Here is a 21,562-nt window from a genome sequence, read left to right on the forward strand (position 1 = left end):
CGAGCGGTCGGCAAGACGAGACATCTACATGGAACGTCCGTCCCATCGAGACCCCATACGCCACAATTTGAAATCAATACAGGAACAAGAATTCCATTTCCGCGCATTCGGCAACAAACGCAAAAATAATTGCTTCAACAACGGCGCAAAGGTAAAAGTCAACCTGTGTTATGTGTTGATTTTCGGTAAAGGGTGCGACCTTGGATTCGGGTTATTTTGAGCATGTTGCCGGGTTGGAATTCGACCCGCATCTCGGTCTCTTCGACATATTCCACAAGCGCTGCGAAGACATGCCGGATGCGACGGCGGTCATCCTTGATACGCAGGAAATCAGCTATCGCGAGCTTCATGCGTCCGCCCGTCAACTGAGTGCCCGGTTGATCCTCGCCGGCGTGCAACCCGGGGACCGGGTGGGGATACTTGCCGAACGTGGACTTGAGGCAATCACGGCCATCGTCGGAACCGCCGGAACCCGCGCGGCCTACGTGCCGTTGGTCCCAAGCTATCATCAGGGACAGATCGGGTTCATCGCCGGTGACGTTGCGCCAAGCGTCTTGCTCTTTGCCAACGGGCTGGAGGACGAGGCCCGCCGGATCGCACCTGAGGATTGCACGGTGCTGGCGATTTCCCAGCCGACGGACGTGGCGGACGACGTTGCGTTCGAACCATCCATGGGCGACGATGTCGCCTGTATCCTCTATACCTCCGGTTCGACCGGGAAGCCCAAGGGCGTCGAGCTTCTTCACAAGGGTCTCGCGAGACTGGGATACGATCAGACCGTCACGCTCTTCGATCGTGGCGAGCGTCTCCTCCACAGCAGCACACTTGCCGCCGACCTGGCGGCGGCCGAGATCTGGGGGCCGCTCAATGTCGGTGGCACGATTGTCGTCATGGAGGAAACGCGCGTTTCCATCGATGCGATCGCGCGTTGTATCGATGCGCATAAAGTCGACGTGGCAACCTTCTATACCGGCATCTTCCATCTCATTGTCGAAAGCCGACCCGAGGTCTTGTCCGGCCTGCGGCTCGTCTCGTCCGGCGGCGATGCGCTCTCCGCGCCGCATGTGGAACGCGTCATGCGCGCCTGTCCTGGCACGCAGGTCTGCAACATGTACGGTCCCACGGAAACGTCGGTCTACACCCACCTGCACATCGTACAGCCGGAGGATATTGCCGCCGGGGTGGTTCCGCTCGGAAAAGCCGTCGGGCATACGGAATGCCTCGTTCTCGACCCCGATCTACAGGAGGTGCCGGACAATACTCCTGGCCAATGTGTGATCGCCGGCCACGGCGTGGCGCGCGGCTACTTCATGCGACCCGACCTGAGTGGCGCGGCCTTCGTCGACGACCCGAGGCCCGGACGGGGCGGCAAGGTCTACCTGACGGGCGATCTGGTTGTCCGTGACACGAACGGTATTGTTCATTTCCGCGGGCGTGCGGATCGGCAAGTCAAACTCGGCGGTCGGCGGATCGAACTCGACGAGATCGAAGCCACGCTGCGTCACATGGAGATCGTCGACAATGCCGCCGTCGCAACAGTCAAGGACGCGACAGACGAGCTGCAGATCATCGCCTTCCTGAAGCGCGCGCCCGATGCCCCGGTTTCGGATACCGCGTTCTTGAAGGATCTTGGCAATTTGCTCGCGGCCGAGTTGCCGGAGGCACTGATCCCGCGTGTCATGCGCGTCTGTGACGAGTTTCCGCTGACAGGCAACGGCAAGGTCGACCGAAAGCGCTTGTTGAAGGATTACGAAGCGGAAGCCGCGGCAATGGCCACGAACGAGGCCACGCGGCTGCGCGCCGACATTTCGCTCGACACGCCATTCGCTTCGCCACAGGGCGCATCGGAAACAGCAATTGCCGAAATCTGGTGCGAGCTTCTTGGCCTCGACAGCGTTGGCCGAAATGATCGCTTCTTCGACCTCGGTGGCCGGTCGTTTCTGGCCATGCAATGTCTGGAACGCATTCAGGCAAAACTGGGCACCGCGATCAGCGTTGCGGAGTTCTTCGATACGCCCACCGTCTCTGGCCTCGCGTATGCCGCGGATGCGACCTTGCAGGACCGGGTTCGCGTTCGTCATGTCGAACGCGATGTTGAACGGGACGACCGCATCGCCATCGTGGGTCTCGGCGGTCGCTTTCCCGGCGCGGGGGACATTCCTTCGTTTTGGGAGATGCTTGCCAGCGGCCGCTCGGGCCGTGTGGATATCACCCGCGAAGACCTGATCGCGGCAGGCGAAGACCCCGCTCTCCTCGACGATCCCGATTACGTCGCCTCCGCCTATCCGCTGGATGACGCGGAGGACTTCGATGCCGAGTTCTTCGGGTTCACCCCGCGCGAAGCGCAGTTGATGGACCCACAGCAGCGCGTGCTGCTGGAGGCCGCCTGGACCGCGTTAGAGGACTCCGGATACGACCCCCGAACCGGCACCGACCGGATCGGTGTTTTCTGCGGTGTCGGCCGCAACGCCTACATGTTGCACAACCTCATGAGCCACCCGCTGCTGCGGGAGACGGCACATGAATACAACATGCTCATCGGGAACGAGCGGGACTTCCCCGCGACCCACATCTCGTTCCGTCTGGGCCTCAAGGGCCCCGGTATCAACGTGCAATCCGCGTGTTCCACATCCGGCGTGGCGATCCACCTCGCCGCCGAGAGCCTGCGTCGGCGCGAATGCGACGTGGCACTTGCGGGCGGTGCGAAAATCCTCGTGCCGAACCGTGTCGGGTACAGATACACCGAGGGCGGGCCGCTCTCGGCCGATGGTGTTGTGCGCGCCTTCGACGCCGAAGCCCGCGGCATGGTCCGTGGCAGCGGCGCCGCGATGCTGGCCTTCAAGCGCCTCGACGACGCGATCCGGGACCGGGACAATATCTATGCCGTGCTCATCGGGTCGGCCGTCAACAACGACGGCGACGTGAAAGCCGGTTTCACCGCGCCGAGCGCGACCGGGCAAGCAAACGTTATTGCGCAGGCCCTTCGGAACGCAGACGCCGACCCCTCCTCGATTTCGCTGATCGAGGCCCATGGCACCGGCACGATCCTGGGCGACCCGATCGAGGTCGCCGGCCTCACCCGCGCCTTCGCGACGTCCGAAGAACGCGAGTCGCCATGCTATCTCGGCTCGGTAAAGACGAACATCGGCCACCTGGATGCCGGAGCGACAGCCGCCGGCCTCATCAAGGTCGCGCTATCGCTGAAGAACGAGACCATACCCGCCAGCCTGAACTTCAACGAGGCGAACCCCAAGATCGGCTTCTGCAACACGCCGTTCCAGGTCGCGGACAAGACGATGGACTGGCCGCGCAGCGACAGCCCGCGCCGTGCTGGTGTCAGTTCCTTCGGCCTTGGAGGAACAAACGCACATCTCGTGATCGAGGAGGCACCGGTTCCGCGGGAGATGATGTCCGTGCAGTCCGGACCGGAGTTGATCCTTGTGTCGGCACGTACCGACAAGGCGCTGGAGGATTCCGCGGATCAACTCGCCGACTGGCTTGAGCGCGAGTCGACGGTCCGCTTTTCCGATGTTGCCCACACGCTGCGTGCAGGCCGCCGCAGGTTCGAGAAACGTCTGGCGTTTCTTGCCGAGGACCGCGAGCAGGCCGTGACACTGCTGCGCGGGCGCGACCCGGCACAGATGCTGCGCACCAGCACGGCGGCGCCCGACGCGCCGCTGGCGTTCCTCTTCCCCGGCGGTGGCGCGCAATACGCGGGCATGGCGCGCGACCTCTACGAGCAAGACCCGTCTTTCCGCGCCACGCTGGACGAATGCGACGCTATCTATGCTGCACAGACCGGCGGATCGCTCTTCGACATCATCTTCCGCGATGCGCCCATCGAGACCCCACGCGAGGCGCTGCCGTCGCTCTTCTCGGTGGAATTGGCCATGGCACGCCGTGCGTTGGAGCTTGGGCTGACGCCTTCGCTCCTGCTTGGGCACTCCATGGGCGAATACACGGCCGCCTGCGTTGCCGGGGTGATGTCGCTGGAAGATGCGATGAAGATCGTGCTGTGCCGCGGTCGGTTGTTCGAAACGCTGCGGCCGGGCGCGATGCTGAGCGTGCCGCTTGCGGCCGATGATCTCGATCTCGGGGAGCACTTGTCAGTTGCAGCGATTAACCGCCCGGATCAATGCGTTGTCGCCGGAGACAGCGAGAGCATCCGCGCCTTGGCCGATGATCTTGCGGGGCGCGGCACCGACTGCAAGCAAGTCCATATCAACGTCGCCGCCCATTCCGTGCTGGTCGAACCGATCCTAACGGAATTCCGTTCGGCGTTTGAATCAATCGCTCTCAGCGCGCCGAAGATCCCAATCGTCTCCAACGTCACGGGCGAGATCCTGACAGACGCGGAGGCCATCGACCCCGACTACTGGGTGCGTCACCTGCGGTCGACGGTGATGTTCGCAAAGGGTCTGGAATGTGTTTTCGCGCGGCAGAACGGCCTGTTGCTGGAGATCGGACCGGGCCAGACATTGAGCGCCTTTGCACGCCACCATGCCGGCCGGACCCGCGATCACGAAGTCATCGCCACCATGCGGCATCCGAAGGAGACCGCAGACGATTACCGCGTCTTTCTGTCCGCCCTGGGTCGGATCTGGCGCGCGGGCGGACCCGTCGACTGGTCGGCCTTCGACGGCGGACGCAGCAAGCGGGTCTCGCTGCCGACATATCCGTTCCAGCGCAAGCGGCACTGGATCGATGCCGTCCCGTTCACCGAAACAACGGCGCCGGAACCAACGCAGGATCGACACGCGGAACTCACCACACCGGAGCCGGACCACGACACCGACACACCGGTCGAGGCGGCGGCCGAGCCACTTTCGAACCAGGAAAGCATCCGCCTCAAGCTGCGCGATATCCTATCGCAACTCAGCGGGTTTCCGGCAGAGGAGATCGACCCCTACGCGACTTTCCTGGAGCTTGGCTTCGACTCGCTCTTCCTCACCCAGGCCAACGCCGCCTTCAAGCGCGCGTTCAAGGTACGACTGACCACGCGACAACTGATCGAGGCGACCCCGACCCTCGACGCACTGGCCACACATCTGGAAACGGAAGGGATTGCAGTCACAACGAGCCCGGAGCCGGCAACGGCCACGGCATCGGACGCCACTCCCGCGCCAGGCATCGACGGCGAGGCGGACACCGCTGCGGTGGAGAGCCCCGGTCTTGCCAAGGTCTCCAAGGGCGCCGGCCCGACGCTCACCGCCGATCAGGACGCCCATATTGACGCGCTCATCGCGGAAACCAACCGCAGAACACCATCCGCCAAGGAACAGACCCAATCCGCGCGCGGTGTGTTGGCCGATCCTCGGACGGTGCAGGGCTTCCGTTCGCGCTGGAAGGAGATGGTTTACCCGATCCTCTCCGACCGTGCGCAAGGCTCAAGGGTTTGGGACGTGGACGGAAATGAATATGTCGATCTCGTCAGCGGTTACGGCGTAACGTTCCTCGGCCACGGTCATCCACTCGTGATAGAAGCCGTCAAGCGCCAGATCGACCGGACACTGGCCATCGGCCCGCAAACCGTGCTGGCAGGCGAGACTGCGGAATTGGTTTCGCAACTCACCGGCATGGAGCGCGTTGCCTTCTGCAACACCGGCTCCGAGGCGGTGCTGGCGGCCGTGCGTATTGCCCGGACGGTCACCGGGCGGTCGAAAATCGTCAAGTTCGACGGCCATTACCACGGAATCTTCGACGAGATGCAGGTTCGCGGCAGCGGCCAGTCGGGCCAGTTGCGAACCCTGCCCGCCGCACCGGGCATTCCGCGAGAGGCGATCCAGAACACCATCGTGGTGAAGTACGGCGATCCGAGTGCGCTCGACGTGATACGCGACAATGCCGACGAGATCGCCTGCGTGCTGGTGGAGCCGGTGCGCAGTCGCAACCCGGACTTCCAGCCGAGAGAATACCTTCAGGAACTGCGCCGCGTGACGGAGGAGAGCGACGTGCCGCTCGTCTTTGACGAGATCGTTACGGGTTTCCGGTCCCATCCCGGCGGGGCGCAAGCGCTGTTCGATGTGCGCGCCGACATGGCGACCTATGGCAAGGTCGCGGGCGGTGGACTGCCGATCGGGATCGTCACCGGCAAGGCCCAGTTCATGGATGCGCTCGACGGCGGGATGTGGGAATTCGGCGACGAGAGCGTGCCCGAAGCCGACATGACCTGGTTCGCCGGGACCTTCGTGCGGCATCCGATGGCGCTTGCGGCGACCAAGGCGACGCTGACCCATCTGATCGCGGAAGGGCCGGCCCTCCAGGAGCAGCTCAACTCGCGGTCGGCGGCATTCGCCGATCGGTTGAACGCTCTCTTCACACGTCTTTCCGCTCCGCTTCACATGGAGCAATTCGCCTCCGTTCTGCGTCTGACATTCACGGAGCATCAGGAATACGCCGACCTCCTGTTCTTCCATCTGCGCAATCGCGGGATCATGACCTACGAGGGCCGGCCGATCTTCCTGACCACCGCCCACACGGACGCCGATCTCGACAAGGTCTACGACGCGTTCGCCGACAGCCTTCGCGCGTTGATCGCCGTCGGGTTGGTGGATGGCACAGACCCGGACCTGACCCGACGCATCCCGATGGCCACCGGCCAGCAAGAGATCTGGGTGACGGCGCAATTCAGCCGCGAAGCCGCCTGTTCCTACAACCTGTGCAGCACATTGGAACTGACAGGTGCGCTCGATGCCGACGCTGTCCACAAGGCCTATGATGACTTGGTGGCGCGCCACGAGGCCCTGCGCACCCTGCCCGATCGCGACGGCGAAATGCAGACGGTTTTCGCACGGGTGGAAGCGCCATACGATTACGTGGACCTCGCCCCCCTGTCGGGCCCCGACCGCGCTGAGCGTCTAGCCGCGCTCGAGTTGGACGAGGTCACGGTACCTTTCGATTTCGACACCGGCCCTCTGGTGCGTGCCAAGCTGATCCGGCTTGGCGAGGATCGCCACAAGGTCCTTTTGACCGCGCATCACGTCATTGCCGACGGGTGGTCCTGCGGCGTTCTCCTGCGGGAATTGGGACAGCTATATGCAGCCCACGCCGCGGGGGAAGTGCCAAACCTGCCGCCAGCACAGCAACTCGGCGATTTCGTCGCGTTCCAGACGTCGGAAGATCAGCAGAGCGCGCGCGAGGCCGCACGGCAGTACTGGCTCGACCTGCACAAGGATGGCGTCAAGACACCTGATTTCCCGAGCGACCGGCCGCGCCCGCCGGTGCGCGACGTAACAGCCCGCCGGCTGTCCATCATGCTGCCACGTGAACTCTCGGCAGCGCTCCGGCAGGCGGCGCAGGACACGCGCACAACCCTCTTTACCACGCTAATCGGCGGGTTCGCCGCCTATGTCAGCCGCCTGACGGGCGAAAAAGACGCTGCATTTGGCTTCTCCGCAGCCGGCCAACCGCTCTTGGGCGGCAGGAGCCTCGTCGGTCATTGCGTGAATTTCCTGCCACTGCGCCTGACCGCTGAGCCCGATGACGGCTTCGCGGCCCATCTGAAGCGCATCAGCGGTTCGATCCTCGACGCGTTGGACAATCAGAACTTCGACTTCGTCAGCTTCGTACGCGAGGCAAATGCGCAGCGCACGACGGACTGGGCACCGATCATCACCATCGGCGTCAACCTCGACCCGTCGTCCAAGGCCATGGCGTTCGGCGACCTTCAGGTTCGTCCGGGCTCGGTGGGCCGCGCATATGAAAACCTCGACCTGTTCCTCAACTTCGTCGACACCGAAATCGACCTCGAACTGCAATGCACCTACAATGCCGCGCTCTTCGACGAGGACACGATTGCCCGTCGCATGAACGAGTACTTGTGCCTGATGGAGCAAGGGAGCAAGGAAAACGAGCGCCCGCTCCGGGCGATCGGGTTCATCAGTGAGGAGGACCGCGCGCTTCTGGACGCCAACGCGCGAGAGCCGCGTGCGAACCTTCCCGCGACCATCACCGACGCCTTTGGCGCAGCGACGGCGGCCCACGACGACGCCCCCGCGCTTGTCGACGTGCTCTCCGCCGCGCCCGTTTCGATGAGCTACAGCGGCCTCGACGCAGCCTCAGACACCTGGGCCGCCGCGCTTTCCGATGCCGGTGTTGCCAAGGGGGATCGCGTGATCCTCTGGATGGCGCGGTCCTTCGACTACGTGGCCGCAATCCTCGGTGTACTGAAACTCGGCGCCGTCTATGTGCCGCTCGACAGTTCGACCCCGGCCGAACGCGTGGCCTTCGTGGCCGAGGATTGCCAGGCCCACCACATCGTCGTCGCGGGCGCCACGGTCGCCGGTGATGTGCCGGACGGCTTGACTGTGCTTACGCCAGCGGATGCCGCGCGCGCCATTTCGCCGGTATCGCCGACACACATTACCCCGCAGGATCCGGCGTACATCATGTACACGTCAGGCTCCACGGGCACGCCCAAGGGCGTGGTTGTCACCCACCACGGGATCGTCAGCCTCGCCCACGCGCCCGAGTATGCCCGGCTGGACGAGACGCGCACCGTCGCGCAACTCGCGCCGCTTGGCTTCGACGCGTCGACCTTCGAGATCTGGGGCGCGCTGCTGAACGGCGCAAGGCTCGCAATCTTCGCGGGCGATAGCGTGCCCTCGATTTCGCAACTGCGCGACGGATTGTCGGAAAGCGGCGTGACAACGCTCTGGCTCACAGCGGGGCTCTTCAACGCCATTGTCGACGAGGATCCCCATTTCTTCCGTCCGCTATCGCAGGTTCTGACGGGTGGCCAGGCGCTCAGCACCGCACATATGCGCAAGGCACAGGCAGCCTGTCCCATGACCGACTTCGTCAACGGCTACGGACCGACCGAATGCACGACCTTCGCCTGCACGCATGCGGTTCCGCGTCCGTTGTCTGCACAGGCGACCAGCGTTCCGATCGGTCGACCGCTTGCAGGAATGCAGGCACGTGTGGTCGACGCCAATCTCGCGACACTGCCAATTGGCGTTCCCGGAGAACTCGTGCTTGGCGGCGACGGTGTTTCGCCCGGGTACTGGAACCGCCCGGAGCTGGCCGATACGGCATTTGTGGTCGATCCGTCGGAGCCCGCCCAGCGGCTCTATCGTACCGGCGATATCTGCCGCGTTCTCGCCGACGGGACCATCGACTACCTGCGCCGCAAGGACGATCAGGTGAAGATCTCGGGGTATCGGATCGAACCCCGTGAAATCGAAACCTGCCTGACATCCCTCGACGGCGTTGATTCCGCAGCCGTGATCGCGGCAGGCGAACCCGGCAGTCTGCGATTGGTTGCCTTCGTCACCGTCGCAATTCAGCAGATGTCGGCCGAGACCATCCGCGACAAGCTGCGCATGCGGGTTCCGCGTCACCTGCTGCCAGCCGAAATCCGCGTGCTCGACGAAATCCCGGTCACCGCAAACGGCAAGACCGATGTGAAGGCACTGGAGAAATCCGCCGCTCGACCACAGCCATCGACGCGCGCGACCACGCCTTGCACCGATACCGAACACCGCATTCTTGCACTCTGGCGCGAGATACTCGGTACGCCGGTGGAATCCGTCACCGTCAGCTTCTTCGACCTTGGCGGACATTCGCTTCTGGCGTTGCGCTTGTTCGACCGGCTGGAACGTGCCTTCGACGTTTCGCTGCCGATTTCGACGCTGTTCTCTCATCCCACCGTGGCGGATCTGGCCGCGCTCATCGACTCCCTGAGCACCGGACACGACGCGCGGGAAATGGCGGTCGACACCTGGTCCCCTGCCGTGGTGCTCGCGCCCGGCCCGCAGAACGGCAAGGCGGCGCTCTTCATTGTCGGAGGTGTCGGCGGAACACTCAATCACCTGGCCGATGTGGCGCAGGCATTCGGGCAAAGCCGGCCTGTCATCGGCTTTGAGGCGCGCGGCGTTGCCGGACATGTGCCCCATGAGAGCGTCGAAGACATGGCGGAAGAAAACCTTCGCTTCCTCATGCAGCACCAACCCACCGGCCCATACGTGATCGGCGGCTATTCCGCCGGTGTTTATGTCGCCTTCGAGATGGCGCGCCAATTGCGTCTGCGGGGAGAGACAGTCGACCGTCTGGTACTGCTGGAGGCACTGGCCCCGGGAACCGTGCCAGACGAGGGAACCGTGAACGTTTCCGATGCCGCCGACCAACCGTCGTTGCGTGCGCGTGTGGCCTACGAGTTCGGCCAAACGGCATCCGGTGGCCGAGCATATCTCGGCCCTCGGCTTCGCCACGTCACCCGACGCTTCAAGGAAGAACGCTGGATCAAGCCGCGATTGCGCAAGGAGTCAGAGGCGTTCCGGAACAGTGAAACGACGGCCGCAGCCGTGTTGGATGCTGCCGCGCGGTACGGCGGCGGGCACTACGATTCCGAGGTCATTCTCGCCGTTTCCACCCCGAGCGGATTGGCCGAGTACAGGATGCATCAGGATAACCCGCTGTTGGGATGGGACAAATTCGTGGAGCGGGGCCGGATCGAACGGGTGTGCGTCCACGCCTCCCACCGCGACATGATCCTGGATCCGAACGTGCGCGTTCTCCTCGACTTCATCGAACCACGGTTGACGGTTTAGCCCATGGCGGATGGAGGTTGGACAGCAGCGGGCGTGGAGATGCAGGAGTTTGATTTGGACTCCGATCGGGATATTTCGCTGACGTCCGCGCGGGCCGTATTGAGCCCGACCGAGGTCGACAGGGCCGCTGCCTTCGCCTTCGACACCGACCGCCACCGCTACGTCCGGATGCGCGCCTTGCTTCGGCGCAGCCTCGGGGCGGCGCTTGGATGTTCTCCAGCAGTGGTCGATGTGAAAACCGAGCAGGATGGCAAACCGTTCGTCGAAACCGACGGGTTGCACTTCAACCTCTCTCATTCCGCCGGACTTGGGCTGCTGGCGGTCTCCGACAACGGCCCTGTCGGTGTGGACGTCGAACGTGTCGATGCACTGGACGGGGCGACCGACGAACCCGGCTTCCCGGCCCAGTTTCTCACAGCAGAAGAACTCTTGACGCTGTCGCGGTGTCCTCCCGCAGAACGTCGGCGGACGCTGCTGACATGGTGGACCGCCAAGGAAGCGCTCATGAAACTCGGGGGCGAAGGGTTCGGCCGCGATCCGAGGCAGATTCGCCTCGTCCTGCAAGGCACCCGCCCTGTGGGGTATGGTGGAGCCGACAGCACCGCCTTGCTCCAGTGCGGGTCAACCGCAGGTGGAGAGGCCATCTACGCGTTGGCCCGCGAGGTACGCTCCTGGCCGGCCGCGCGCGTGCCCCCCCTGCAACGCCAGACCGAAACCGCCTGACTGACGCACGATCGCGCGCCCGTACGATCGGAGCGCGCCGCGATGATACCCGTTCAGGGGCTTGGTCAGCCCTCCCGTTTCATGGTCAGTCAAACAGGTTGCTCGAGGCGTAACCACGGACGCGCGGCTGCGTTCCGGTCAGTTTCTGGCAAACCACTGACGTATCGGACGAACGACCTGCCGCGTCTTCATGGCATCGACGTAGATCTCCGTCGTGCAACGCCCCAATGCCTCGAGCGACCAGCGTGACAGGTCTGTGTTTCGCGCGCCGCTGGCTAGTCGCTCTCGGGACTTCGCATCGCTCAATACCTCAGCAAGCGCCTGAACGGCTTCCATCACGTCCGGTCCAGTGACAATCGCGTTGCGGCCGTCGGTCAGGATTTCCGTCAACCCGGGCAACTCCGTCGCGACAAAAGGTTTGCCACCGGCAAGCGCCTGTACAGCGACCCGCGGCAACCCCTCCCTGTCCGAGGTCAGCACGCAGACATCGGCGCCGGCCACAAGTCGTTCCGGATCGGGGCGATGGCCACAGAACACGACAACGTCGTCAAGTTCGAGCCGTTGCGCAAGCTGCATCGCCTCATCCTCCGTCGGCCCCGTGCCCGCAAGGAGCAAACGGAACTCGGGAAACCGCGTCCGCCGCTCTGCCAAGGCTTCGAGAAACGGGACATGTCGTTTGCGCGGCTCGAATGCTGCCAGCATGAGCACGACGGATGGCCTGTTGTTCCCGACGAATCCCGGCCCGAGGAGCGTGTCATAGTCGTCTGGTGGAACGGCGGAGGCAAAACGCTCAAGATCCATCCCGGAGTAGACGACGTCGGTGTTGTCGGAAGTGCAGACCCCGATTTCCGAGTAGCGGTCGGCCACGGATTGGGAAACCGCGATGAAGCAATCTGTCCAGCGCGCCGAAAGGCGTTCGACCGCAATGTAGAATGCACGCTTCCAGCGACTATCGACATCGAAGTTGACGATGTGAAGTCCGTGCACCACCAGCACGCCCGGAAGGCCGATCGCCGCGGCGCGCCCGACGATCCCGGCCTTGCTTTGGTGTGTGTGAACGACGTCGGGCCGCAGCTCGCGAAGTAGGTTTCTGAACCGGTAGATTGCAATCGCGTCCTGTACCGGCGACAGCGCGTGAACCAGGTCCGGCATTGCGCGGATTTCAACCTGGCCATCCAGTTCACGGTACCAGCTCCGGTCGTAGTCACATCCGTGGACGATCACCACGTCGTGACCCTGCGCCGCCTGCCAGAGGCTTGTGGCAACGGTATTCTCCTCCGAGCCCGCACGCAGGAATCGTGTTAGAACATGGACGATTTTCATGATGCTTGTCCCCCTGCCTCGCCAGCTGGGACGATGCGGCGCCCGAACAGGACGAGCCGGTCACCGAACACAGAGCGAAGAATTTCGAGCCCTGCGCGCCCAAGGAAGAGTTGCGGGCAAAGCACTGTCGCAACGGCTGCGACCACGGTTTCAACCAATGCAGCAACACTCAGCGCGAGCGCGGGATGAAAATCCGCCAGCATGAACTTGAGCCCGACCGCGACCGCCGTCACGACCAGGGTCAACGCCAGGGGCGCCATGTGGACCGCCACAATCTCTGAAGGGACGATTTCGGCCCGGCGGCACGTCAGCCAGAGCGAGATGACGGCGGTTATTGTCGCGGCGGAAGCAACACCGACACAGGCGCCGACAATGCCAAAACCCGAGAGGGCCCAAACGCCGGTTGCGACGAGCCCCGCACCGGCGAGACGAACCGGCAGCAGGACGTAGGGGCGCCCAATTGCGTCGAAAAACGTTCCCAGCACGTGCTGGGCGATGATCGGATAAAAAGCCAGCGAGAAGACTGCAAAGGGTAGGATGGCGCCGCCCCACTGGTCGCCGAGCAGGAGGGTGATCACCTCCTCCGCGAAAACCGCCGCGAAAACACCGATTGGCAGTGTGATCAGAGCGACGAGTGCGAGTCCCCGGCGAATAGCGGAGCGCAAACGGGCCGCGTCCGACTGCACCCGCGACATGGCAGGGAATGCTGTCAGCCGGGTGATTGTCGCGACGAGGGTCACGCTATGGACCGACAGGAAGCGCGACCGGGTGTAGAGACCAAGCCCCTGGGTGCCGAAAAGACGGACGATCAGGAATCGGTCGACGCTGTCGTTGAGAAATTCGACCGGCGCCATGATCGCATAGCCCAAGCCGAGCCGGAGAATCTCTGTACCGGGGCCACGTGAAAGCCGTGGCAAAACAAGCCGTTCGCGGGCGAACGCAAAGAGCGCCAGCGACTTTACGACCGCTTCGGCGACCTCTCCGAAAATGATCGCCCAAAAACCAGCGCCCGCCATTCCCAACGGGATGGCAACACCGAAGGAGGCCAGTGCCCAGGCAAGCAAGTTGATACTGCCGACCTTCTTGGCACCGTCATGCCGTGCCAGCAGCCCTTCCGGCAACGCTCCGAATATCCTGAAGCCGATAATTGCCGCCAGCCACGGCGCAATATCGAGCACCTCCTCAATGTTGACGACACGCGCGAACAAGGGCGCCGCCAAGAGCAGCAATCCACAGAGCGCCACTGCATAAAGAAACAGGATACTCGCCGCATTCGCGACGTGCTCGCGGGTCAAGGCCTCCCGCTGGATAACAGCCTGCGGAATGCCGAGGTAGCCGAACATCATCGCGAATTCGACGAGAAGCAGAGCGCCGACAGCGATACCGAATTGATCCGGCGCCACAAGACGAGCCAGAATCGCGACTGACCCGATACGTAATATCAATCTGAAGACAGAAAGTCCGCCGACCCACGCCGACCCACGCAATACCTGCGCGGTAAGGAAACGCCCCGGCGTTTCGCGGTCACGTCCGTTGGACATTACCCGAAGTTCCTAACAAATAACTCATAACGACACGGTTGGACCTTAGCGGCAAAATTTTTGAGATCAAAGTCCTAGATCACACCTAATTGGCGCCGGTGTCGGAATTATTGGGGCGCGCAGACTCGCGCGCCCGCGAATATGTAGGAAACCGGGCTTTCACGAAATAATATGCCGAGGTTCTACGCAACGCCTCACGTTATGTATTTCGTTTAATTACAGTTACTTATCACAAAATCCGCATTCCGGACTAATATTCGGATACGTAGTGCCTACCGGGCAGCGGAGAATCAGAGCCCCCCACCAAAACCCGTTTCTAATTCACGAACAATTCGTTTCCGAATTCGCAAACGTTGCGGTTTTGCCTAAAAATTGTCTTCATGATACGTACACTCACTCTGAATACGAGTTTTGAACGTTCTGGTTATTGCTATTCTCATGTGTCCCCATGCCTGACAGAGTGGCCTGCCCTCTCCGTTCCTGTGCGACGCGGCATCTTGCACCCGGCTGTGCTCCGGAGAGATGTCGTGTGTCATCGGGCCTGCCCCACGATGCGACCATGGCGGACGCATTGGGAGAATATCCATCATGACATACGCTCAGTCAGACGGGCTGGACACAGGGATGGACCGGCAACGTCAGTTCCTGCTCAACAAGGCTCTTGCGGTCACTCTTTTTGTGGGCTTTTGCAGTCTTTTTGCCGGTTTCGAACTGGACGTGGGACCGATTGCAATCAAGCCCTTCGACCTGATTACCCTTGCCGTCGGTTCCCTGCTCATGACCCCCGTCATTCTGAGAGGGCGGCTACCGGCCTCTCCGGGCCTCGCGCTGTTCGCTATCTACATGGCGATCCACGTGAGTATGGCGTTCGTGACCTCGGCCACTGACGGTGCCAAGGAACTCTTGCAAGCGATCGAACTTCTGCTTTTCGCGGCGGTCCTTACGTATCTGCGTGGCTCGCTCAACTGGCAGAAACTCGGGCATTGGTTCATTGTCGCGGCCATCGTACTGACGATCTACAACATCGCCTGGCATGTCTCGCATGGCTATCTCGTCGGCTGGAAGCGGCTGGACGAGCCGAAACTGCTGATGACCTACGGTACGGTGGTTATCCTGGCCGTGATGACTCTCAGCCGTCCGCGCGCGACCTTTCAGGACTATGTCATCCTTGCACTGCTCGCGGCTGTTCTGATCCTCAGCGGCGAGCGCAAGGCACAGCTCGCCTTCGGTTTCCATGTGGTCATTCTGATTTTTGCCGGCTACATCCGGCCGCTCTACGTCGCAATCGCAGCTGCGGTGACGGCGCCCATCCTCGCAGTCCTCATCCAGTCGGACCCCTATCTTGCCCGTCAGCTGGAATCCGTCGTTGCGCTCACCGCCTCCGAAAAGCCCAGCCTGAACGCGTTGATCTCGGGCGAGTCCGGGCTTTCCCCCAGCAATGCGCAGCGCCGTTTCGCTTGGCTCCTGAGTGTCGACCTCTTCCGCGCAAATCCGTTGATCGGTATCGGAACGAATGGCTACGAGCCTTACGTCCAATCGGCGTACCATTGGCTGCCCGGTCAGATGCTGCTGGCGATCCACAACGAGTTCCAACGGGTCATGGTGGAAAACGGCCTTCTGGGGCTTCTGGCCTATGCCGCGCCCTGGGTACGCGCCGTTGCTTTCCTGCCGGATATCGTTCGGCGCCACGGTCGCCGAAGCGCGGCGGCCTATGCCATGTTCCTCGTTGCATTCTTCGTGCAATGCCTATTCGAAAGCGCCGGGATCGAAGCGTTTCTGGCATTCCTTTTCGTTTGCCTTCTGCCGGAACTTTTCACAGCCGCGAATGCGAGAAAAATTTCGTTCAAACAACACCCTGATGCAGCCAGCTAACGTGTTACGTCAAAGAAAATCTATCGTCGTTCGTCGGACGCTCCTCGCGGTTCTCCTCGCGGTTTTCGCCACGCCTTCCCTTGCCGCTGAGGCCTGGGACCTGTTCGATTTCCCCGAGCTTCTCATCAATAGCTACGACGTGCGGGACTTGCCTGACGGACCGGTTGCGCGCCACACGGCCGGCGGCATTGATCCGAAAGACGCGGTACAGCCCGACAGTTCTTTCCGGCCCGTGAAACTCTCCGATGGCGATGGTGTTCGTTTTGCGCCCGGCTCCGGCGCGCATCTCGACTTCGCGGACATTCGCGACGCACTCGGCAGCTACCGTTGGTCTCTCGTCACCTTCCGGATTTCCGCCAATACAGACGACGCCGAAACGGCGCTGATTACCGTCAATCTACCGGCGGAGGTTGGGAACGTCGCGGGCACTCAAACGCCCGCCCTCATCTTCAGGCCGGTGGACGGAACACTCATAGCCCGCTGGCGCGGGTTGACGGATGCCGGATCCACCGATTTTGACGTGATCAGCGCTGCCGTGGTCGCCGATGGCGAAACCTGGAATGTCGCGCTTGCCTACCGCAGGCACGGGCGGATTTTTCTGAACGTGAATGGCTATGAAGGGCGTCCATCCGGGCCGGAGACCTTCACCTTCTCCAATGTACGTTCCATCTCGTCACGCCTGTCCCGGATTGGATCCGCCGAGCCATCCGGCATCGACTGGAGCTACCAAACGATCGCTTTCGGGCAATCCGACCTCAGCGAAGCTCTGGTGGACAAGATCGTCGCTTGGGCCATGTGGCGTGTCGGACGCGGGCCGCAATTGCCACCCGACAGCCGCTATTCTATGGCGCCGCCGCTGGTCGACACGGCGGACCGGCCGAAACGCTATGTCTTCGATGCCGAAAGCTGGAAGAAAACATGGGCCAAAACATCCAAGAGATCGCGGCAACGCAAGAAGGGTGATCCCCTGCCGCAGGCGTCAGCCTATGTGCCTGTGTTTCTCGACGACTTTCGGAGGAACTCCGTCGGCCTGAGCTACGCTAGTGCAGGCGGAGAGCGGCATATCTGGTACGGACCGGGTTGGAACGAAAGCGTCGGAAAACTCGCACGGATGCAGCCGCCCGGCGCGACCCCGGACCTTTATCGTCACGACCCGGAGGCGCAGCACCTCACGCTGTCACTTGCCTACGATGACGGCTGGCGTGCCCCGGCGCTCTACTCGGTCAACGACGCCGGTGTGGGTCGGTCCTGGGCCGGCGGCGGGATCTTTCGTGCGCGCGTGAAGTTCCCGGCCATCGAGGGCAACCCAAAGGTCGGCTACTTTCCCGCAATTCCATGGTTCTACAACGTGGAACACCTGATCTGGCGCAGCGGGGAGCGGATCGAGTTCGACGGGTTCGAGTTCGAAGGGATTGACCCGCGCTGGATCAACGGCGGTTCCTCGCACGTTCACAAGGGCTACTATCCCGGCCACTTCGGCCGCCTTTCGGAGGACGCGCCGAACCACAAGATTTTCGGAAAGCGCGCCTGGGTCGACGTCTGGGACGGTGAGTTTCATCTCTGGGAGGTCAGAATCGAGCCGGAGGAGACGTCACTGGCCGTGGACGGCAAGATCCTCGCCACCGCGCCGACCCCGCGGGAGTACCTCGAACGCCTCTACATGGTGATCGACTATGCGTTGAAACCGGATCAGGGTGAACCGGACCGGACCACTTCCCATGACATGGTGATCGACTATGTGGAAGTGCTCCAACGCCGCGAAATCGTTGACGCGGTTCCGGCGTTGTTCCTCCGGCGCCCCGAGATCTCCGGTTCCGCTCGCGTTGGGGCGGCGCTAACCTGCCATGCGCATCTTCCGGATGCGGTGCGGGACATCCGATTCCACTGGATTGGCGCTGACGGCTATCCAAAGGCCGTTTCCACTGCCCCGGAGTACGTCGTTTCAGAGGCAGATCTTGGCGACAAGCTCCGCTGCCGCGTTCGAGCGGTCGGCGCAACGGACATGCCCGAAGCCTATTCTGCCGAAACGGACCAGATTGTTTCCGGGAAACGCGCGAAAATGGACACATACTCGGACAAATCCGCAGCAAGATAGACGACTTGAAATCGGCGAGATAAGATTGCACGCGTGTTTCTTGTTTGGCGGCGGCTGTTCGTCGGTAACGATCGCTCGGTATTGCGGGTAGTGGGTAATGATTAAGAACGATGCTGCGACGAGCCAACAGATACAGCTTGTCGATCTCCATTCTCTTTGGCGCACCGTATGGAGCGGGCGGCGGCTGATCTTCCTCGCCATCGCAGGCGCTCTGCTTCTGGCGATTGTCTATCTGCGGCTCACGCCACCGGTATACACGGCCGAAACCATGCTGGTCGTCGACCCGTCCCGGCTCGGCCATGCGGACCTGCGCGGCGCACTGACGGCCGGCGACCAGTCCGGTGATCGTCCGCGCATGGACGAATCTCTGAATGACGAGCTTCAGATCGCAATGTCGCGACGTGTTCTGGAGATGACCGCGGAGGCGCTGGCACTCGACGAGAACCCTCTGTTCAACCCAGCGTCAGCGGGAGAGACAGCGAAGAGCACGGGAGACTTCGGCGCCGTGATCGCCCGCCTGACCGGGGGCCGGACCGAGACGATGACGGACCCGCAGCAGATCGAGGATGCCACCCGACGGGCCGTTGTGGAAGCGCTGCGCAGCACCCTTGACGCACGCCAGGAGGCGAGTTCGCGGGTCGTGCGCTTGTCTGCCACGCTGCCCGACCCGTTGCTGGCCGCGGACATCGCCAACACCATCGCACGATCCTACATCAGCCTCGATCAGCAGGACAACATCGAGGCAACGCGCGGCGCGGAGGAATGGCTGCGCAGCCGGATCAGCGATTTGGAAATGCAAGTCCAGAGATCGGAAGAGGCGTTGAATGCCTATCGCGTGCAGGCAGGATTGATCGACGAGGCGGCGATCCAGTCGCTCACCGAACAACTTGACCGCTTGCGGCGGACCGCGCTGGACGCGCGCGCCGCACGGATTCAGCTCGAAGCGGCTGTGGCAAGCGGCAACGTAACCGGAGCCGCAGAGCAACTGGACATCGCACGGGAGCGTGAGGAGGTTCTGGCGGCTAGCATCGAGGATTCCGGTGCGCGGCTGTCTGCCCTTACCGAGGCCCAGAGCCGCGTTGTGGAGTTGGAGCGGCAGGCCGAAACCGACCGAATAATCTACGAACGGTTTCTGGAGCAGATGAAGCAGATGAACGCGCTGGCGACATTTACGACGCCGCGGGCGCAGATAATCGACGCGGCGGAGCCGCCGATGGAATCCTCTGGCCCCAGCAAGCTCATGACACTGGTGGCCGCAGTCATTGCGGGCGCCATCATCGGCGTTCTTGCCGTTCTCTTTCGCGACAGCCGCCGCGACGTCTTCGTGTCGCGTGACGAGTTGGAGCGGGAAACCGGCGTGCCCGTCCTCGCAAATCTTCCCGAGGTATCCGACCTCCGGGATCCATTGGAATTGACGGCGCATTTGCGCACAGCTCCCGATTCCGAGTTTTCCGAAGCAGTGCGAGGTCTGCGGGCAACCGTCTTCCTTGATCGTCCAGACGGAGGGGCGAAGGTCATCGCGCTGACATCCTCGCAACCCAACGAGGGCAAATCCACGATCGCGATGGCGCTCGCCTATGCCGGGACCGCCGCAGGGTATCGAACGCTTCTGGTCGACGCGGACCTGCGCAAGGCCCAGTTGACCAAGTACCTCGGAATCAAGGGCGAGACCGATATCGAAGGCGTGCTCATGGAGGGTGGCGAAATCCGCGAGGCGATCCAGAAGGACCCCTCCTTCGACCTGGAGATCATTCCGTCGCAGCTCACCGGTAAATGCGATCCGAACACGGTAAACGATCAGGATGTCCGCTGGCTCATTTCCGAGTTACGGGACCGCTACGACCTGATCATTTTCGATACGCCGCCGATTACGCCGGTCTTCGATGCTGGCGTGATTTCAAAGCATTGCGACATGACGCTCATGTTGGTGAAATACGGAGCCACCCGGCGCGCCGCATTGGCGGAATCGCTGCGTCGGCTGCAAGGCCTCAACGTCGACGTGTCCGGTTTCATTTTCAATCAGGTCGACTTCCGGAAGGAAGCGAGTTTTCGGGGAATCGCCTATGAGGAATATGCCGAGTACTGGAGCAACACCCCAGGTCCTCATGCGGCAAGCTAGAGGTCTGATGGCGGCTCTCCTCGCCTGTTGGCTGACCACCGCGGCCGCAGCACAAGGCGAACAATACCTGTTGCACCCCGGCGACCGGTTGGCGATTTCGATTGCCGGGATGCCGGAAAGCACGCTTGCGGCGACCATCGGCCTTGACGGAACGGTTACCCTGCCCCAGTTCGGCACATTCGCGGCTGCCGGGAAATCGCTGGCGCATCTTCAGCAGAGTATCAGCCTTGCCAGTGTCGGGCGCCCGTTTTCCTTCTACTCACCGGCCGGCGAGCGCGTGGAGATCACCTTAACGGGACCTGACATCTACCTGAAGGTCGACCAGTTTCGCCCGGTCTACATGAGCGGCGCCGTGGTCCGCCGCGGACCCATCGACTTCTTTCCCGGCATGAGCCTGCGCATGGCGCTGGCAACGGCGGGCGGCCCCTCGGTCGAACAAACGGCCGATTGGGCAAGCGCCCGGCAATCCATCGACATTGCAGAGCGGTTTCAGACACTTGCAATCGATCACGCGAGCGCGGTCGCCGCGCTTTGGGCGGCAGATGCCACGCTTGCACGCGATTCCGACCTCGCTGCGCCCGTGACACCGGCCATTTTCGTGCCGCGGGCAGAAATGGATCAGCTCCTCGAGGTCGCCCGCGAAGGCGTGCGTCGGCAATTGGAGGAACACAACCGCCAGAAAGCCAATCTCGACGAGCGCTACGATGTGCTCGAGCGGCGCATCGCCCTGCTCAATGACGGGCTCGACAACCAGGAAGGTGCGCTTGCGACGGAACGCGCGGAGTTGGAGCGGATGATCGGGCTCGACAACCGCGGGTTGACGGTCAAATCAGGTGTCGTCGATGCGCGCCGCACGGTCTTCGATTCCGCTGGCCGGGTGCTGGATGTTCGTAGCCGGCTGGCTGAACTCGATCTGCTGCGAAGCGAAATCCAGGCGCAGATTGCCACGTTCGAGCTTACCTTCGATCGTCAGCAGATGGCGCGGCGCTCCGAGTTGATCCCGCGCATCTGGTCACTTGGCTCGCGGATCAACGCGAGTCGCGGCATCGCGGAGATTTACGGCTATGAAACGCTGATGAACCCGCTCGGCTCCGCGCCCGAGCTTGACTTCACCCTGACACGCCAGATGGCAGACGGGTCCGAAACGATCCGGCCCGACCTCGATACGCTCCTGATGCCGGGCGATGTGGTGGACCTCGAGATCCGGTTTACCTACGCCAACGGCGCGAACCTGACAGCTCCGACGCAGTAGCGATGTCAGGATGGCTTTTCACGCCGGCAGACATGTACCGGCAACAACTGATTTCAGCCGTGATGCCACGGCTTTCCTATTGCGAAA

The 21,562-nt window shown here is 62.5% G+C and carries 8 protein-coding genes; 6 read left to right on the forward strand and 2 right to left on the reverse strand.

Annotation, left to right across the window (positions count from 1 at the left end):
* The first annotated feature begins 200 nt into the window (after positions 1 to 200).
* A complete protein-coding gene (locus ARC39_RS12650) occupies positions 201 to 10,550 on the forward strand; it encodes a hybrid non-ribosomal peptide synthetase/type I polyketide synthase (protein WP_068114954.1) in 10,350 nt (3,449 codons plus the stop codon).
* 54 nt (positions 10,551 to 10,604) lie between these two features.
* Positions 10,605 to 11,273, forward strand: coding sequence for a 4'-phosphopantetheinyl transferase family protein (locus ARC39_RS12655; protein WP_161470965.1), 669 nt, complete (start codon positions 10,605 to 10,607; stop codon positions 11,271 to 11,273).
* A 138-nt stretch (positions 11,274 to 11,411) separates the two neighbouring features.
* Here ARC39_RS12655 and ARC39_RS12660 read toward each other — a convergent pair whose 3' ends face one another.
* Complete coding sequence (locus ARC39_RS12660) at positions 11,412 to 12,596, reverse strand: glycosyltransferase (RefSeq protein ID WP_068114957.1); 1,185 nt, start codon at positions 12,594 to 12,596, stop codon at positions 11,412 to 11,414.
* Entirely contained in the window at positions 12,593 to 14,137 is a 1,545-nt protein-coding gene (locus ARC39_RS12665) for an oligosaccharide flippase family protein (RefSeq protein WP_068114959.1), read from the reverse strand. The genes ARC39_RS12660 and ARC39_RS12665 overlap by 4 nt, the downstream gene beginning before the upstream one ends.
* A 588-nt stretch (positions 14,138 to 14,725) precedes the next feature.
* Here ARC39_RS12665 and ARC39_RS12670 point away from each other — a divergent pair.
* From ARC39_RS12670 to ARC39_RS12685, 4 genes are all read left to right on the forward strand, one after another.
* On the forward strand, positions 14,726 to 16,009 hold the full coding sequence (locus ARC39_RS12670) for an O-antigen ligase family protein (RefSeq protein WP_161470966.1): 1,284 nt from the start codon (positions 14,726 to 14,728) through the stop codon (positions 16,007 to 16,009).
* A 1-nt stretch (position 16,010) separates the two neighbouring features.
* Complete coding sequence (locus tag ARC39_RS12675; protein WP_068114962.1) at positions 16,011 to 18,104, forward strand: LamG domain-containing protein; 2,094 nt, start codon at positions 16,011 to 16,013, stop codon at positions 18,102 to 18,104.
* Positions 18,105 to 18,201: 97 nt separating this feature from the next.
* Positions 18,202 to 20,223: a GumC family protein gene (locus tag ARC39_RS12680; protein ID WP_068114965.1), complete on the forward strand. Its 2,022-nt coding sequence runs from the start codon at positions 18,202 to 18,204 to the stop codon at positions 20,221 to 20,223.
* A 7-nt stretch (positions 20,224 to 20,230) separates the two neighbouring features.
* Positions 20,231 to 21,475, forward strand: a complete 1,245-nt coding sequence (locus tag ARC39_RS12685; RefSeq protein ID WP_068114966.1) for a polysaccharide biosynthesis/export family protein — start codon at positions 20,231 to 20,233, stop codon at positions 21,473 to 21,475.
* Positions 21,476 to 21,562 lie beyond the last annotated feature (87 nt).

The sequence above is a fragment of the Tropicimonas marinistellae genome (assembly GCF_001509585.1).
Taxonomy (GTDB): Bacteria; Pseudomonadota; Alphaproteobacteria; order Rhodobacterales; family Rhodobacteraceae; genus Tropicimonas; species Tropicimonas marinistellae.

Excerpts from the sequence above, each read along its gene's own strand:
- ARC39_RS12660 (WP_068114957.1), bottom strand. The coding sequence starts at position 12,596 with ATGAAAATCGTCCATGTTCTAACACGATTCCTGCGTGCGGGCTCGGAG.
- ARC39_RS12665 (WP_068114959.1), bottom strand. The coding sequence starts at position 14,137 with ATGTCCAACGGACGTGACCGCGAAACGCCGGGGCGTTTCCTTACCGCG.
- ARC39_RS12670 (WP_161470966.1), top strand. The coding sequence starts at position 14,726 with ATGACATACGCTCAGTCAGACGGGCTGGACACAGGGATGGACCGGCAA.
- ARC39_RS12680 (WP_068114965.1), top strand. The coding sequence starts at position 18,202 with ATGATTAAGAACGATGCTGCGACGAGCCAACAGATACAGCTTGTCGAT.
- ARC39_RS12685 (WP_068114966.1), top strand. The coding sequence starts at position 20,231 with ATGGCGGCTCTCCTCGCCTGTTGGCTGACCACCGCGGCCGCAGCACAA.